The 16,566-nt window shown below is 69.1% G+C and carries 10 protein-coding genes; 8 read left to right on the forward strand and 2 right to left on the reverse strand.

The genetic code is table 11. The annotated features are described in order from the left end of the window. The first annotated feature begins 6 nt into the window (after positions 1-6). The 8 genes from ACZ5XO_RS10085 to ACZ5XO_RS10120 all read left to right on the forward strand — a co-directional run bounded on the left by ACZ5XO_RS10085 (position 7) and on the right by ACZ5XO_RS10120 (position 12,092). Positions 7-1,293 (forward strand): acetylornithine deacetylase/succinyl-diaminopimelate desuccinylase family protein, encoded by a 1,287-nt coding sequence (locus ACZ5XO_RS10085; protein WP_464162222.1) that lies wholly within the window; start codon positions 7-9, stop codon positions 1,291-1,293. A 5-nt stretch (positions 1,294-1,298) separates the two neighbouring features. After that, positions 1,299-1,865, forward strand: a complete 567-nt coding sequence (locus tag ACZ5XO_RS10090) for a cupin domain-containing protein (protein WP_464162223.1) — start codon at positions 1,299-1,301, stop codon at positions 1,863-1,865. A gap of 292 nt (positions 1,866-2,157) precedes the next feature. Further along, positions 2,158-4,353 carry a TonB-dependent receptor gene (locus tag ACZ5XO_RS10095; protein WP_464162224.1) on the forward strand — a complete coding sequence of 732 codons (2,196 nt, stop codon included), beginning with the start codon at positions 2,158-2,160 and terminating at the stop codon, positions 4,351-4,353. A 193-nt stretch (positions 4,354-4,546) separates the two neighbouring features. Beyond that, on the forward strand, positions 4,547-5,866 hold the full coding sequence (gene aptA, locus ACZ5XO_RS10100; protein ID WP_464162225.1) for an omega-aminotransferase AptA: 1,320 nt from the start codon (positions 4,547-4,549) through the stop codon (positions 5,864-5,866). Positions 5,867-5,918: 52 nt separating this feature from the next. After that, a complete protein-coding gene (locus ACZ5XO_RS10105; RefSeq protein ID WP_464162226.1) occupies positions 5,919-8,501 on the forward strand; it encodes an ABC transporter substrate-binding protein in 2,583 nt (860 codons plus the stop codon). After that, on the forward strand, positions 8,498-9,355 hold the full coding sequence (locus ACZ5XO_RS10110; RefSeq protein ID WP_464162227.1) for an ABC transporter permease: 858 nt from the start codon (positions 8,498-8,500) through the stop codon (positions 9,353-9,355). The genes ACZ5XO_RS10105 and ACZ5XO_RS10110 overlap by 4 nt, the downstream gene beginning before the upstream one ends. A gap of 2 nt (positions 9,356-9,357) precedes the next feature. Continuing rightward, positions 9,358-10,974, forward strand: coding sequence for an ABC transporter ATP-binding protein (locus ACZ5XO_RS10115; protein ID WP_464162228.1), 1,617 nt, complete (start codon positions 9,358-9,360; stop codon positions 10,972-10,974). Next, a complete protein-coding gene (locus tag ACZ5XO_RS10120) occupies positions 10,971-12,092 on the forward strand; it encodes a P1 family peptidase (protein ID WP_464162229.1) in 1,122 nt (373 codons plus the stop codon). The genes ACZ5XO_RS10115 and ACZ5XO_RS10120 overlap by 4 nt, the downstream gene beginning before the upstream one ends. Before the next feature lie 155 nt (positions 12,093-12,247). On the opposite strand, the gene ACZ5XO_RS10125 is transcribed toward ACZ5XO_RS10120, so the two are convergent. Further along, complete coding sequence (locus ACZ5XO_RS10125; protein WP_464162230.1) at positions 12,248-14,713, reverse strand: zinc-dependent metalloprotease; 2,466 nt, start codon at positions 14,711-14,713, stop codon at positions 12,248-12,250. A gap of 27 nt (positions 14,714-14,740) precedes the next feature. Then, positions 14,741-16,477 carry a gamma-glutamyltransferase gene (gene ggt / locus ACZ5XO_RS10130; protein ID WP_464162231.1) on the reverse strand — a complete coding sequence of 579 codons (1,737 nt, stop codon included), beginning with the start codon at positions 16,475-16,477 and terminating at the stop codon, positions 14,741-14,743. Positions 16,478-16,566 lie beyond the last annotated feature (89 nt).

A 16,566-nucleotide genomic window follows, 5' to 3' on the forward strand; every position in this document is an offset into this window, starting at 1 on the left:
CGATTGATGACCGCCCCCACCATGCAGACCGTCATGGACCTGATCGACGGCCGCACCGACGAACTGGTCGCCCTGACCCAGGATCTGATCCGCTTCCCCACCATCAACCCGCCGGGCGAGGCCTATCGCCCCTGCGCCGAATACATCGGCGAGCGGCTGAAGAAGCGCGGCTTCACCGTCGAATATGTGCGCGGCGAAGGCTCGCCGGGCGACAGCGACCAGTATCCGCGCACCAACGTCATCGCCCGCTGGACCGGCTCTGAACCGGGGCCTTGCGTTCACTTCAACAGCCACATCGACGTGGTCGAGGTCGGCGCCGGCTGGACCGTCGATCCCTTCGGCGGCGAGGTGAAGGACGGCCGCGTCTACGGTCGGGGCGCCTGCGACATGAAGGGCGGGCTGGCCGCCTCCATTATCGCGGTCGAGGCCCTGATTGATTCCGGTCTGCCCCTGCCCGGCGCGCTGGAAATATCCGGCACGGTGGACGAGGAGTCGGGCGGCTACGGCGGCGTCGCCTATCTGGCCGAGCGCGGCTGGTTCTCCGAGCCGCGCGTCAACCACGTCATCATCCCCGAGCCGCTGAACGTGGACCGGGTCTGCATCGGCCACCGCGGCGTCTGGTGGGCCGAGATCGAGACCAAGGGGCGCATCGCCCACGGCTCCATGCCCTTCCTAGGCGACTCCGCCATCCGCCACATGGGCGCGGTGATGGAGGAGTTTGAATCCAAGCTCTATCCCGCCATGGCCGCCCGCCATTCCGACATGCCGGTCGTGCCGGAGGGCGCCCGCCAGTCGACCATGAACATCAACTCCATCCACGGCGGTCAGGCCGAGGGCTTCGACGGCCTGCCTGCCCCCTGCGTCGCCGATTCCAGCCGCATGATCATCGACCGCCGCTTCCTGATCGAGGAGACGCTGGAGGAGGTGAAGGGCGAGGTGAAGGCCATCCTCGACGGTCTGGCGGCCCAGCGTCACGGCTTCCGCTACGAGATGCGCGACCTGTTCCAGGTGGCGCCCAGCATGGCCGACCGCGACGGTCCGGTGGCCAGCACCACCGCCGCCGCCATCGAGACGGTGCTGGGGAAGAAGGCCCAGTTCGTCTGCTCGCCCGGCACCTATGACCAGAAGCACGTCGACCGCATCGGCAAGCTGAAGGACTGCATCGCCTACGGCCCCGGCGTGCTCGACCTGGCGCACCAGCCGGACGAATGGGTGGGCATCGACGACATGACCAACTCGGCCAAGGTCATGGCCCGGGCGGCCTATGACCTGCTGACCCGCAAGCGAGGATGAGCGAGATGGCGCGCGGCGATATGGAAGACGAGAACATCATCGGTCCGCGCCTGCGGGCGCTTCGCGACCGGCTGGGCCTGTCGCAGCGGGCCCTGGCGCGCAAGGCGGGGGTGCCGTCCAGCACCGTCAGCCTGGTCGAAAGCGGCCGCACCAGCCCCTCGGTCGGCTCGCTCAAGCGGCTGCTGGATGCGGCGGGCGTGTCGCTCGGCGAATTCTTCAGCTCCGAGTTCGAGACCCCGACCAAGCACTTCTATCGCCACGACGAACTGACCGACATCTCGCGCGGCGAGGTCTCCTATCGCCAGCTCGGCTCGGGTCAGGACAGCAGCCTGCAGATCCTCTACGAGACCTATCAGCCCGGCTCGGACAGCGGCCGGGTCATGCTGTCCCACGAGGGCGAGGAAGGCGGGCTGATCATTTCCGGTCGTCTGGAAGTCACCGTCGACGGTCAGTCGCGTGTGCTGAAGGCGGGCGACGGCTATCTGTTCGCCAGCACCCTGCCCCACCGATTCCGCAATGTCGGCGACGTCCCCTGCGTGGTCATCAGCGCCTGCACGCCGCCGACCTTCTGATGCTGCGTTGCGGTTGATCGGAATACTGAGCAATAAAAATAAATTCCCAAGCCTTGTCAGCAATCTCCGCACCAGAAGAAACAGTCTTGCGGAATGACGGGCACAGGCAGCTACTTCGTGCGTGACAAAGGAATGACACCGGGGAGCCGTCACACGAACAGCAGCGCTTGCTGCGTTGCACAATAAATCGAGGCCGAAGATAAATGCAGGAAGAACGGAGCCGTCGCTCCGTTCGCAGCCGCAGCAAGACCGCCGAGAACGGTCCATGCGGCCATATGGGAGGGATGAGGCGATGAATCGTCTTTTGGTCAGCGTATCCGCCGGGGCGCTCGCAGCCCTGTGTTCCACCGCCGCCATGGCCCAGCAGGCCCCGCCAGAGCGGGCGACGTCGGTCGACGACGTCATCGTCACCGCCCAGCGCCGCGAACAGGCGGCCCAGGACGTGGGCATCGCCCTCAGCGTCCTCAGCGGCGAAAGCCTGACGCAACAGGGCGTCACCAACGTCAACCAGCTTCAGAACGCCACGCCCAATCTGGAGGTCGAACCGGCCTTCGGCGGCGGCGCGGCCCAGTTCCGGATGCGCGGCGTCGGCTTCCAGGACTACGCCTCCAACAACTCGCCCACCGTCGGCGTCTATGTGAACGAGGTCGCCTATCCGGTCCCGGTCATGACCCAGGGCCTGATCTTCGACATCGACCGGGTCGAGGTCCTGCGCGGGCCGCAGGGCACCCTGTACGGCCGCAACACCACCGGCGGCGCCATCAGCTTCGTCACCAGGCGCCCGACCGAAGAGCTGTCCGCCGGTCTGATGACCGAATGGGGCAGCCACAACCTGTTCCGGGGCGAGGGCTATGTCTCCGGTCCGATCGCCGAAGGCCTGCGTGGTCGTCTGGCGGTCTCGACCGAACAGGGCGGCGCCTGGCAGCGCAATCGCGAAACGGGCGAAAGCCTGGGCGACGCCGACCGCACCGGCGCCCGCGCCCTTCTGGCCTGGGATCCCAACGAGACCCTGTCCTTCCTGCTGGACGTCCACGGCGGGATCGACAAGTCCGAGAACCAGGGCCTCTACCTGCTCAACGACCTGCATACGCGCGGCGGAACCGGGCCGACCATTCTGGCCGACAGGGATCATTCGAAAACCGGCTGGGGCCTGTCGCCGCGCTTCGCCGCCTCGATCGGCCGCGACGTCACGGACAAGCCGGGGCGGGACAACTCGTCCTGGGGCGCCTCGCTCAACGCCAATCTGGCGCTGAACGGCATGAACCTGACCAGCATCACCAGCTACGAGACCCTGGAGCGCAGCGAGTACGGCGACTGGGACTCCAGCGCCTCGGTCGAGGCCGACACCTTCTTCGGCAGCGACGTGGACGTGATCTCGCAGGAATTGCGCCTGGCCTCGGACAACGACAGCCCCCTGACCTGGGTCGCCGGCTTCTATTATTCCAAACAGGACCTGAACGAGCGCTACTTCTCGGACTTCATCGACATCTACGGCACTTACGCCCAGGTCACCTATGATCAGACGGTTGAGTCCTGGAGCCTGTTCGGCCAGGCGGAATACGCCTTCACCGACAAGCTGAAGGCCATCCTGGGTCTGCGTTACGAGGAAGAGACCCGCGAACTCGCCGGTTTCGGCTCGGCTTTCGGCGGCGCCACCGCCCTGCCTCCGACCACGGTCGACACCAAGATGACGCCCCTGACCGGCAAGGCGGCGCTGGAATTCAAGCCGACCGACAACATCCTGATCTACGGCTCAGCCAGCCGGGGCGCCAAGTCCGGCGGTTTCACCACCTACAATACCGGCGACCGCAGCGGCATCGAACCCTTCAACCCGGAAATCATCTGGGCCTATGAAGTCGGCTTCAAGGCCGACCCGTCACGCGCCTTCCAGTTGAACGGCGCAGCCTACTACTACGACTACACCGACCAGCAGGTCCTGTCGGCCGTCTGGGGCGCCAACGGTCCTGTCGGCCGCTTCGCGAACGTTCCGTCTTCCCACATCTGGGGCGCCGAGCTGGAGGCTGTGCTCAAGCCCGTTCAGGGGCTGCGGATCAGCCAGTCGCTCAGCTACAAGAAGGGCGAGTACGACGAGTACGAAGCCATGGACGTCCCGGCCTCGCGTCTGGCCGGCCAGGCCGTCTATGTCGATATGGCGGGCGATCCGATCCTGTTCCCCGCGTGGAGCTATTCCGGCTCCGTCAGCTACGACTGGAGCGTGAGCGGTTTCGCGGTCACGGCCGAGACGAACTACAGCTACCGTGACGAATACCCCTCGTGGCTGGGCGTCAAATATGACGTGCCGGACTACTGGCTGGCCAACGCCAGCGTGACGGTCGGTCCGGAGAACGCCAACTGGTCCGTCACCTTCTGGGCGCGCAATCTGTTCGACCAGGAATACGACCTGACGCGTAACTTCTTCACCAGCGCCGACATCGCCCAGCCGGGTCGGCCACGGACGATCGGCGCGCGCCTGAGCCTGCAGTACTGACGGCCCGTCGCCCGGTGCGGAAGGCGGCCTCCTCGCCTTCCGCATCACCCTTTTCTGCGGATGATCGCGACGCCCACGATCCTGATCACATCCGCATCGAACTTCATGTTTTCAATGACTTGAAGTCAATCAATAACAGTCTTTCCTTCCTCGACCATTCATCGGCTACTGGTCGTCTCGAAAGGATGCTTGCATGACCGCACGGGCCGCCAACGACCTTGATCCCTTCTGGATGCCGTTCACCGCGAACCGCAGCTTCAAGGCCCAGCCGCGCCTGTTGGCCTCGGCCCGGGACATGCACTACTTCACGCCTGACGGCCGCCCGATCCTGGACGGCACCGCGGGCCTGTGGTGCGTCAACGCCGGCCACGCCCGCCAGCCGATCGTCGAGGCCATCCAGCGTCAGGCCGAGGTGCTGGACTACGCCCCGACCTTCCAGCTGGGGCACCCCCTGGTGTTCGAACTGGCGGCGCGGCTGGGCATGCTGTTCCCGGCTGACATCGACCACGTCTTCTTCGCCGGTTCGGGTTCGGAAGGCGTCGACAGCGCCCTGAAGATCGCCCTGGCCTATCAGCGGGCGCGCGGTTTCGAGAACCGCACCCGCCTGATCGGCCGCCAGAAGGGCTACCACGGCGTCGGCTTCGGCGGCATCTCCGTCGGCGGCCTCGAGAACAACAAGCGCGGCTTCCTGACCCTGCCCGGCGTCGACCACCTGTCGCACACGCTCAACCTGGAAGAAGCCGCCTTCTCGCGCGGCCAGCCGGCCTGGGGCGCGCATCTGGCGGATGAACTGGAGACCCTGATCGTCGAGCACGGCGCCGAGACCATCGCCGCCGTCATCGTCGAGCCCATGTCCGGTTCGGCCGGGGTCATCGTGCCGCCGGTCGGCTATCTGGAGCGCCTGCGTGAGATCACGCGCCGCCATGACATCCTGCTGATCTTCGACGAGGTCATCACCGGTTTCGGCCGGGTCGGCGGGGCCACGGCGTCCGAGACCCTGGGCGTCACGCCTGACCTGCTCGTCTGCGCCAAGGGCCTGACCAACGGCGCCGTGCCGATGGGCGCGGTCGGCGTGCGCGGCGAGATCTATGAGGCCGTGGTCAACGGCGCCTCTGCGCCCGGCATCGAGTTCTTCCACGGCTACACCTATTCCGGCCACCCCCTGGCCGCCGCCGCCGGCCTGGCGACGCTGGACGTCTATGAGACCGAAGGCCTGTTCCAGCGCGCCAGCGACATGGCCCCCTATTGGCAGGAGGCGGTCCACAGCCTGAAGGGCCTGCCGAACGTCATCGACATCCGCAACCTGGGCATGGTCGCCGCTGTCGAACTGGCGTCGCGCCCCGAGGCGCCCGGCGCCCGTGCGACAGAGGTCTTCCACCGCGCCTTTGACGAGGGCCTGCTGATCCGCGTCACCGGCGACGTCATCGCCCTGTCCCCGCCCCTGATCATCAGCCGCGAACAGATCGACGAACTGGTCGGTCGACTGGCCGACATTCTGCGAAACACGCCCTGACGCCGTGCGCGATTTGGGCGATGCTGCATCATCAACGGGGAGACGGGACGGCGTGAAGCAGGGTTTGGGGCGCAAGACATGGCTGGGCCGCGCGCTGCTGGCCGCTGCGCTGCTGGTCGGCCTGACAGTTCTCGCGCCCGCTCATGGCGCCCAGGCCGCGCCCGCTCGCGACCGCCTGGTCCTGGGCCTGCCGCTGGAGCCGCCGAATCTCGACCCGACCTCGGGCGCGGCCGCCGCCGTGGATGAAGTCGTCTACGCCAACGTCTTCGAGGGCCTGACCAGGCTGACCCAGAACGGCGCCGTCGCCCCGTCGCTGGCCGAGTCGTGGGAAGCCTCTCCCGACGGCCTGATCTGGACCTTCCACCTGCGCCGCGGCGTCACCTTCTCCGACGGCTCGCCGTTCGATGCCGCCGTCGCCCAATTCTCTCTCGACCGCATCACCGCCGAAGGCTCGACCAACGCTCAGAAGGCCCTGTTCGCGCCGATCCGCAACGTCGAGGTCGTCGACCCGGCGACCCTGCGCATCCACCTGTCGCGGCCGATGGCGACCCTGCCCTATGTCCTGGCCTGGGGCGACGCGGTCATGGTCTCGCCGAAGAGCGCCGCGACCAACGCCGTCACGCCGGTCGGCACCGGCCCGTTCAAGCTGCAAGGCTGGCAGCGCGGCAGCCAACTGACCCTGATCCGCCGTGACGGCTACTGGGGGCCTGCGCCGCGCCTGAACACCGTCGTCTTCCGCTTCATCAGCGACCCGACCGCCGCCTTCGCCGCCGTCAGCGCCGGCGACGTGGACGCCTTCCCCAACTATCCCGCGCCGGAGAACGTGGCCCAGTTCCAGCGCGACCCGCGCTTCCGCGTCGTCGTCGGCGCGTCCGAGGGCAAGGTCATCCTGGGGATCAACAACACCAGGGCGCCGTTCAACGACGTGCGGGTGCGCCGCGCCCTGTCCTGGGCCATCGACCGCGACGCCCTGATCCAGGGGGCCATGTTCGGCTTCGGCCAGCCGATCGGCAGCCACTATTCGCGTCAGGCGCCGGGCTACGTCGACCTGACCGGCCTGTCTCCCCACGACCCGGCGAAGGCGCGCGCCCTGCTGGCCGAGGCCGGCTATCCGAACGGCATAGACGTGACGCTTCGCCTGCCGCCCCGCCCCTACGCCCGGCGCAGCGGCGAGGTGCTGATCTCGCAACTGGCCGAGGCGGGCATCCGCGCGAAGATCGAGAATCTGGAATGGGCCCAGTGGCTGGATCAGGTGTTCAAGCGCCGCCAGTTCGACCTGACCATCGTCGAGCACGTCGAGCCGATAGACTACGACATCTATGCCCGCAAGGACTACTACTTCGGCTACGACAGCCCCGCCTTCGACGCCATGCTGGCCCAGGCTGACGCCGCCCCGGACGAGCCGACGCGCAACCGTCTGCTGGGCGATCTGCAACGCCGCATCGCCGATGACGCGGTCAACGGCTTCCTGTTCCAGTCCTCGCGCATCGGCGTGTGGAAGGCGGACGTGAACGGCCTGTGGATCAACGGCCCCATCGCCGCCAACGACGTCACCGGCGCCTACTGGACCGGCGCGGGCGCGGCTGCATCCGCCAGCGCCGAGCACACCGGCGGCGGCCTGCCCTGGGGCTGGATTAGCCTGATCGCCGGCGTCGCCCTGCTGGCCTTCGTCGCCTGGCGCTTCGGCGCGGCCTGGCTGCTGAAGAAGCTGGGCGGCCACGCCCTGACCCTGCTGGCCGCGACCGTGGTCATCTTCCTGCTGCTGCAGGTCGTGCCCGGCGACCCGGCCAGCTACATGATGGGGCTGAACGCCAGCCCGGAAAGCATCGCCGCCCTGCGACAGCAGATGGGCCTCGAAGGCTCAGGCCTCGAACGCTACTTCGCCTGGCTCGGCGACCTGCTGACCGGAAAGTTCGGGACCAGCTACACCTATCAGGTGCCGGTCGGCGGCCTGATCGCCGAACGTCTTGCGGTGTCCGCGCCGCTGGCCCTGATGGCCACCGTCCTGTCGTTGGTGGTCGCCCTGCCCATCGGCGTCACCGCCGCCAGCCGCAGAGGAACCGCCGTCGACACCGGCCTGATCGGCGTGACCCAGGTCGGGGTCGCCCTGCCCAATTTCTGGATCGCCATGCTGCTGATCCTGCTGTTCTCGGTGAACCTCGGCTGGTTCTCGGCGGGCGGCTTCCCCGGCTGGAGCCAAGGCTTCTGGCCCGCCTTCAAGGCCCTGATCCTGCCTGCTGTCGCGCTGGCCGCGCCGCAGGCCGCCATCCTGGCCCGCGTCCTGCGCACCGCCCTGCTCGACACCATGAACGAGGACTATGTCCGCACCGCCCGCGCCAAGGGCCTGAGCGTCAATCAGGCTTTGTGGCGCCACGCCCTGCGCAACGCCTGGATCCCGGTCCTGACCATTCTGGGGCTGCAGTTCCCCTTCCTCTTGGCGGGCGGCATCATCATCGAGAACGTCTTCTCCCTGCCCGGCCTCGGCCGTCTGGTCTTCCAGGCCATCACCCAGCGCGACCTGATCGTGGTGCAGAGCGTGGTGGTGGTTCTGGTCTTCGCCGTGGTTCTGGTCAGCTTCCTGATCGACCTGGCCTATCTGTTCGCCGATCCGCGCCTGAGGGGACGCCGCGCATGACCGACGCCCCCGCCATCACCACCCCCGCCACACCCCGCGTGCGCTGGCCCCTGTCGCTAATCGTCGGCGCGGGCCTGACCGCCGTGGTGCTGGCCACCGCCCTGCTGGCCCTGGTCTGGACGCCCTATGACGTCGAGGCGGTGGACATCGCGGCCAAGCTGACCGCGCCCTCCGCCGCCCACCCGTTCGGCACGGACCACTTCGGTCGCGACGTCCTGTCGATGATCATGGCGGGGGCGCAGAACTCCCTCGTCGTCGCCTTCGTCGCCGTCGGCATCGGCGTCGGGATCGGCACGCCTCTGGGCCTGACGGCGGCGGCGCGCGGCGGCTGGATCGACGAACTGGTGATGCGCGGCAACGACCTGATCTTCGCCTTCCCCGCCCTGCTGCTGGCCGTGATGATCACCGCCGTCATGGGACCGGGCGCGATCAACGCCATCATCGCCATCGGCGTCTTCAACATCCCCGTCTTCACCCGCGTCGCGCGCGGCGCAGCCCAAGGCCTGTGGACCCGCGAATACGTCCTGGCCGCCCGCACGGCGGGCAAGTCCAAGGCCCTGATCTCGCTCCAGCACATCCTGCCCAATCTGATGAGCCTGCTGGTCGTGCAGGCGGCCATCCAGTTCGCCGTCGGCATCGTGGCCGAGGCGGGCCTGTCCTACGTCGGCCTGGGGGCCCAGCCGCCCGCGCCCAGCTGGGGTCGGATGCTGGCCGAGGCCCAGACCATGATCGGCTTCGCGCCCTGGCTGGCCATCATGCCGGGCCTGGCCATCTTCGTGACCGTGCTGGGCCTCAGCCTGACCGGCGACGGCCTGCGCGACCTGTTCGACCCGCGCGTGCGGCGGGAGCGTTGACCATGAGCGTCCTCGATATCCGCGACCTCAGCCTGTCGATCGGCTCCACGCCGATCCTGAAGACCGTCAGCCTGTCCGTCGCCCCCGGCGAGATCCTCGGCCTTGTCGGCGAGAGCGGCTCGGGCAAGTCCATGACCTCCCTGGCCGTGCTGGGCCTGACGCCGCCGCGCGCGACCCTGACCGGCGAGATTCGCCTGAACGGCCAGGTCGTCTCGAACGCCCCCGACGCCGTGATGCAACAGGTGCGCGGCCGCGACGTGGGCATCATCTTCCAGGAGCCGATGACGGCCCTGAACCCCGTCATGACCATCGGCGATCAGGTCGCCGAGACGGTGCGCCTGCACAAGAAGACCTCGCGCAAGGAAGCCCTCGCCGTCGCCCGTTCCGTGCTGGATCGCGTCGGCCTGCCCGCCGAGCGCTTCCCCCTGAGCCGCTATCCGCACGAACTGTCCGGCGGCCAGAGACAGCGCGTCGCCATCGCCATCGCCATCGCCCTGACGCCCAAGCTGCTGATCGCGGACGAGGCGACGACGGCGCTGGACGTGACGACGCAGGCTCAGGTGCTGGACCTGCTGAAGCGACTGGTGCGCGAGGACGGCATGGGCCTGATCCTCATCACCCATGACCTCGCCGTCGTGGCCGAAACCGCCGACCGGCTGGCGGTCATGAAGGACGGCGAACTGGTCGAGGAAGCGCCCGTCGACCGCATCCATACCGGCATGGCCCACGCCTATTCCCGGCGCCTGCTGGCCAACGCTGTCCACGCCCCGACGCGCCGCAGTGCCCCGCAGGCCGACGCCGCCCCCGTGCTTCATGTCGAGGGACTGGTGCGCGAATACGGCGGCGCGCCCGCCCTGTTCGGCAAGTCGAAAGCCTTCCGCGCCGTCGATCAGGTCAGCCTGTCGATCCAGCCCGGCGAGAGCGTCGGACTGGTCGGCGAAAGCGGCTGCGGCAAGTCCACCCTGCTGCGCGCCATCCTGGCGCTGGAGACGCCGCAAGGCGGCCGCGTCCGGGTCAAGGGCCGCGACATCACCGCCGCCCGCGGCGCCGCGCTCAAATCCATCCGCCGTGACATCCAGGTGGTGTTCCAGGACCCCTACGGCAGCTTCGACCCGCGCTGGAAGGTCAGCGATCTGGTCGCCGAGAACTTCCACCTGCTGGACACCCGCCCCAGCCCCGCCGAGGCCCGCCGCCGCGTCGATGAAATGCTGGAGCGCGTCGGGCTGAACAGCGCCGCCGCCGACCGCTATCCGCACGAGTTCTCGGGCGGCCAGCGCCAGCGCATCGCCATCGCCCGCGCCCTGATCACCGAGCCCTCGGTCATCTGTCTGGACGAGGCGGTGTCGGCGCTCGACGTCTCCGTGCGGGCCCAGGTGCTGGACCTGTTGGCCGACCTGTCGGACCGTCTCGGCCTGTCCTACCTCTTCGTCACCCACGACCTCAGCGTCGTGCGCACCGTGACGGATCGCCTGCTGGTCATGCAGGCCGGAAAGATCGTCGAACAGGGCGACACCGCCGCCGTCTTCGCCGCCCCCTCGCACCCCTATACGCAGAAACTTCTGGCGGCGACGCCGGATCTGGTCCGCAATCACGCTCTGGAAAAGGAAACCGTCGGATGAACCGCAGAACCGTCCTCGGCTCGGCCCTGATCGGCGCCGCCGCCTCCGCCGCCGGCGTCGCCAGCGCCAAGCCCGCCGCCCAGAGCGCCGCCCGCGCCTCGGGCCGCACCGGCCCGCTGAACCTCATCACCGACGTCGAGGGCCTCAAGGTGGGTCAGGCCCATGACGCGGGCGTCCGCACCGGCGTCACCGTCATCCTGGCGGAAAAGCCCGCCACGGCCGCCGTCGACGTGCGCGGCGGCGGCCCCGCCGGACGCGAGACCGACGTGCTGCGCCCCGAAAATCTGGTGCAGGAGGTGGACGCCATCATCCTGTCGGGCGGGTCGGTCTATGGCCTCGGCTCGGCCGACAGCGTCGCCGCCTGGATGGGCATGCGCGGGCGCGGCTACGGCATGGGCGGGGCGCCGGGCGTGCCGCCCTCGCCCATCATTCCGACCGCCTGCCTCTATGACCTGGCCAATGGCGGCAACAAGCAGTGGGAGATGGAGCCGCCCTATCGCCGCCTGTCGGTCCAGGCGTTGGAGGCCGCGGGCGACCGCTTCGATCTGGGCTCGGCCGGCGCGGGCTATGGCGCCGAAGCCGGCGCGCTGAAGGGCGGGATCGGCTCGGCCTCGGCGGTCATGGCCTCGGGCTGGACGGTGGGCGCCATCGTGGCGGTCAACAGCGTCGGCTCGGTCGTGGCGCCCGGTGGCAAGAGCTTCTGGGCCGCCCCCTATGAGATCGGCGACGAGTTCGGCGGCCTCGGCTCGTCCGGCCTGCACGCCTCGGCCGAGGACTGGGGCCTGTCCAAGTTCGGCGCCCGCCCGCGCGAGAACACCACCATCGCCTGCATCGCCACCGACGTGGCCCTGACGCGGGTCGAGCTTCAGCGCGTGGCCATCATGGCGCAGGACGGCATGGCCCGCGCCATCCGCCCCGCCCACGCGCCGTTCGACGGCGACACCCTGTTCAGCCTGTCCACCGGCAAGAAGATCATCGACAACCCGGCTCTGCGTCAGGTGGCGGTGGCTCAGCTGGGCAACGTCGCCGCCGACGTCCTGGCCCGCGCCGTGGCGCGCGGCGTCTATCACGCCACCAACTATGAAGGCGTCACCGGCAAGACCTGGCGGGAGATGTGAGCGCTCTTTCCTCCCCATTCCATGGGGAGGGGGACCGCGAAGCGGTGGAGGGGGCGACACAAACGTCAGCCGTGGAGTCGCCCCCTCCGTCTCGTCGGCTACGCCGCCGATCCACCTCCCCATTCGCTACGCGAACAGGGAGGAAAGAGACCTGATCAATGCCATTCGCCGCCGCCGATGGGCGCGCCCGGCGGCACGGCCTGCGCGACCGGCAGGGTCTCGCTGAGCGCCTTCAGGCCTTCGACCGGCCCCGTCAGGGCCTCGGCCAGCCAGGCGCACTGGGCCGTCTCCAGCCGGTCGCCGCGACAGCGCTTCAACTGCTCGCCAAAGCGCCGCGCGCTGTCGCGTACCGCCCCCTGCGCCGTGGACGACAGGTCCTTGCCCTGGATCAGGGCAGCCAGATAGGCGGCGTAGCGCGCCCGCGTCACGCGGCGTAGTTCGGCCTGACGCGGGCTGAGGCTCGCGCCCGGCCCGACCGCCGTCGCCACCCGGTCCAGAACCTCGGTCAGACCCAGCTGCCCCGTGTCCCGACGCTGCTGCTCGACCAGACGGTTCAGGCGCTGGGGCGCCAGCAGGGTCTCGAACACGACCTCCGACGCCGCCGCCGCCGCCGATGACGGATCGAACACGGCGTCGGTCTTGCCCTCGAACAGCTCGATCTGCATCTGCCGGTCCGGATTGCCCGACTGGGCCGAGGACAGCAGGTCGATCAGGTCGTCGCGCAGGTCCAGCTCGGCCGGCGCCAGGGCCTGCATCAGGGCCTCCAGCGCCGCGCGCTGCCTGTCGGCCGACACGACCTCGGCCCGCTCATGGCCGTCGCCGCTGATGGCGTAGCCATAGTCCACGCCGCCGATCTGGCGCCCGACCGCCGTGGTCTGATAGCGGTGATAGAGATAGATCGGCACGATCACGCGGCGCAGGTCCGCCGCCGGAGCGCCGGCCGGCAGATTGGCCAGGCCGAAGCGCGACAGGGCGATGCGCCGCACCGCCATGACATTGGCGAACTCGGCGACCGGGTCGGTCCCGTTGTCCCACATGGCGGCGTAGGGCTGCAGACTGCCCAGCGGCCGGGTGTCCGTGTCGTTGACGAAGCGATAGCCCTTGGCCTGCGCCTCCGCCGCCAGTCCGGCGCGACGGGCGACCGGGTCCTGCCCCGGCGCGTCGCCATAGAGCCAATCCACCACATAGCGGTCCCAGGCCCCGACGCCGGTCGTATAGGCGCGGCTGAAATCCAGACGCTCGCCGTCGGCGATCACCCAGGGCGCCGGATAGTCCATGACCGAGGCCCGGTCCTCGAAGGTCGAGGCGGCGAAGTTGTGGGCGATGCCCAGGGCATGGCCGATCTCGTGCGCCGACAGGTGGCGCAGGCGCTGGTAGGCCAGACGGTCAGGGTCGTCCTCGCCGCCCGTGCCGGCGCGGTCGGCGCCGACCAGACCCTCGAAGATCATCTTGTCCTGACGGTCACGCAGCGAGCCCAACTGCACCACGCCGCGCACGATCTCGCCGGTGCGCGGGTCGTTGACGCTGGCGCCGGTGGACCAGCCGCGCGTCTCGCGGTGGACCCACGACACGATGTTGTAGCGCGCGTCCATCGGGTGCGCGCCCTCGGGCAGCAGCTCGACCCGGAAGGCATCGACGTATCCAGCCTTGTCAAAGGCTTGCGCCCACCAGTTGCCGCCCTCGATCAAGGCCTGACGGATGGCGGGCGGGGCGGCGCGATCCACGTAGAAGACGATGGGCTTCTTCACCGTCGAGCGCGCGGCGGTCGGATCTGTCTTCTCCAGCCGGAAACGACGCGCCAGTCGGCTGACCACCGGCTGATCCAGATCGGCGGCGAAGTCCGTCACCATGATCTGGGCCGAGGTGCCAGAGCGCGGGTCGTGCAGGACCGGCGTAAAGCCGTCATCCGGCAGGCGGATGAAGGAGTGGCGCACCGTCAGGGTGACCGAGCGCGATTCCGGCGAGACGCGCGACAGCTCGGCCCCCGGCTCGTCGCTGGTGAAGGTCTGGACCGTCTGGAACTCGACATTGTCGGGGAAGACCAGGGTCTGATCGGCGTCGAGGTAGCCCAGGGTCGGCGCCGCCTTGAACGTGCCCAGCCGCGCCCGCTTCAGACGCCCCACGGCGTTGACCGCGTCCCGCTCCAGAAAGCCCGACAGGTCCACGCTGACCGATCCGTCCGCCCCCGTCTCGACCACCTCGCCGGACCAGACCACCGACGGGGCGAAGGAGGCGGCGACCGCGTTCACCTGATCGGCGTCGGCGTCCACGGCGCGGAACCGGGTGTTCTCGAACTCAGCGAAGACACGGTTGCCCACCTTGCGGAAGGCCACGACCTGGGCCGACCCCAGACCCGAGCGGTCCAGACCGGCCCCGTCCATGCCCAGCCCCGCCGACAGGCCCGGCTGATAGAGATAGCGCCCCAGCACCCCGTCCGCGCCCGGCGCGGGCAGACGCACCGTCGCCCTGCCCTTCTGCCGATCCAGCTTCACCCCGAACAGGCCGTCCTGCCAGGCGGACGCCGTCGCAGCGGCCGGGCTTCCCGTTTGCGCCAGAACCGGCGCCGCCCCGGCGGCCACGACCAATCCGGCGACGCTCGCCAGCAGAACCTTGCGCAACATGAGCCGCCCCCCGCGGTTGACTGAGATTTACTGGACGCCGAGCGCCAGGGCGTCGGGACGACGGGTGTCCGCCGCGCCCAGGAATCGATCGCCCTCGATCATGATGGACTGGGTGCTGCCCATTGTCATGGACGGGCGGACCGTATGGCCGCGCTCGCGCAGCAGGCGTTCGACGTCGGGCGAGAAGCCGCCTTCCAGCTCCAGCGGGCTGTCGCCGCCGCCCTGGTTCAGGCGCGGCCGCATGGCCGCCTCGGCGATGTTCAGCTGGTGGTCGATGACGTTGGAGATCAGCTGCACCATGGTGGCGATGATGTAGCCGCCGCCCGGCGTGCCGGTGACCAGCCAGGGCTTGTCGTCGTCGAACACGATCATCGGCGTGATGGTCGAGCCCAGACGCTTGCCGGGCGCCGGCGAGTTCGGCTCGCCCCGGGTCCCCCACGAGAAGTTGTCCAGCGAGTTGTTCAGCAGGATGCCCGTCCCCACCGGCGCCACGTGCGCGCCGTAGGAGTTGGACAGGGTGTAGGTGTTCGACACCGCATTGCCGTGGACGTCGGCCACCGAATAATGGGTCGTGTCCTGGCTCTCGTACGGATAGGGATTGCCCTCGGGGATGTCGGCGGCGGCCAGCGAGCGGTCCATGCGGATCAGCTTGACCCGCTCGGCGGCGAATTCCTTGCTGGCCAGCCCCTGCGCCGGCGTCGTCCACTGCGGCGCCCCGCCGATCAGGCGACGGTCCGAGGAGACGATCTTCATCGCCTCCGAAATCAGGTGCAGGCTGTCGACGCTGCCCCAGCGCAGGTCGCGCATGGGGAAGTGCTCCAGCAGGTTCAGCCCCTCGGCCACGCTGACGCCCGAGGCCGTCGGCGGCATGTAGGCGATGCGATGGTCTCGATAGGTGGACCAGATGGGCGCGGTCACGTCGGCGCGGTAATCGGCCAGATCCTGTGCATCCATGATCCCGCCGCGCGCCTGCACGCCCTCGACGATCTTCCGGGCCAGTTCGCCGCGATAGAAGGCGTCCGCCCCGCCCTGCTGCACCTGACGCAGGCTCCAGGCCAGTTGCGGCTGCTTGAACAGTTCCCCCGCGCGATAGGGCGTGCCGTCGGCCTTCAGATAGGCCTCGCGCGCGCCGGGATCGGTGGCCAAAACCGTGGCGCGGCCCGCCGTGGCGTCCGCCTCGCCGTCCGACAGGATGACGCCGTCCTCGGCCAGCTTGACCGAAGGCGCCACCACCTGGGCCCAGGTCAGGACGCCGAACCGCTTGTGCGCCTCCCACATGCCCGCGACCGTGCCGGGCACCGAGACGTTGCGGAAGCTGGACGGCGCGCGGCGGTCGAACTTGCCGCTGTCGTCCAGCAGGAAGTCCGGCGTCACAGCGCGCGGCGCCGTGCCGTAATAGTTGATGGCGATGTCCTGGGCCGGACGATCCGCCGTCGCCGCCATGTGGACGATCATGTAGCCGCCGCCGCCGATATTGCCCGCGCGCGGCAGGGTCACGGCCTCGGCGAAGGCCACCGCCACCGCCGCATCCACGGCGTTTCCGCCCTGCTTCAGGATATCCACGCCGACCTGGGTCGCCAGGGCGCTCTGGCTCACCACCATGCCGCCGCGCCCGATCGTCGGGCTGTGGATCTGGCCGTAGTTGACGATGTCGCCGCCGCTGCCGACCGCAGGCCGCGTCTGGCCCGGCGCCTGCTGCGCCATCGCCGGCGCCGCCAGCAGGGCCGCCGCGGCGACCGCCAGAATCTTCAGATGAGAACGCATGGCCACCCCGTCACAATTGGCTCTGAACTATCGCACGCGCCCACATCAGAACGCCCTTTGACAGCGATAGCATTGCTCAAAGACGGAAC

The organism is Brevundimonas sp. T2-11 (assembly GCF_055397675.1).